Source organism: Mycolicibacterium agri, from assembly GCF_002553505.1.
Classification (GTDB): Bacteria; Actinomycetota; Actinomycetes; order Mycobacteriales; family Mycobacteriaceae; genus Mycobacterium; species Mycobacterium agri.
The window spans coordinates 1-825 of sequence record NZ_PDCP01000234.1 but is presented as its reverse complement, the minus strand read 5'-3'; the positions used below and the strand labels follow the sequence as shown (position 1 = coordinate 825).

The 825-nt window shown below is 61.6% G+C and carries 1 pseudogene; it reads left to right on the top strand.

From position 1 onward, the window contains the following. Positions 1-82: 82 nt before the first annotated feature. Positions 83-742 (top strand): annotated as a pseudogene (locus CQY20_RS33955) (integrase core domain-containing protein); the annotation flags it as partial. Between the last annotated feature and the right edge of the window lie 83 nt (positions 743-825).

Below are 825 nucleotides of genomic sequence, written 5' to 3'. Positions count from 1 at the left end.
GGTTCGTCAGCGATCACATCCACAGATCGTGCTCCATTCATCCGGAGCCACAGCTACACAAACCATCTGACACGCCCGCGCGATCCTGCGACGCCACCGTCTGCCCTATCTGCGTGACTGTGACCCGCTGACCGGCGAGGTGATCCGCGCCTCCAAGACGACCGCTGTGCGCTATGAGCGGGCCCGTCCAGGCGAGCTGATCCATATGGACGTCAAAAAGATCGGCCGCATCCCCAACGGCGGCGGATGGCGTGCCAACGGACGCGGCGGCGATGGCGATAACCGAGACCGTAGACACGGCAGCGGATTCGATTACGTGCACTCCGCTGTCGATGACCACTCGAGATTGGCCTATTCCGAGATCCTGCCCGACGAAAAAGGCCCGACCTGCGGGGCGTTTCTGGCCCGCGCCGCCGACTACTTCACCGCCCATGGGATCACCACGATCGAGCGTGTCATCACCGACAACCACTGGAGCTACAAACGTTCAGCCGATGTCGCAGCTGTCATCGCCGCACTCGGCGCCAAACACACGTTCATCAAACCGCATTGTCCTTGGCAGAACGGGAAGGTGGAACGCTACAACCGCACCCTGCAAACCGAATGGGCCTACCGCCAGATCTTCACCACCAACGACGCCCGCTGCGCAGCCCTTGCTCCCTGGCTCGACTACTACAACAAACAACGCCGCCACTCAGCCATCGGAGGTCAACCCCCGATCAGCCGACTGTCAACAACCTGACTGCCGGGTACAGCTGATATGTAGGCGTGGTTTGTCAATAGGCAGGTGAAAGCCGCCCCGGTTTGGTGCCGGGGCGGCTTTTC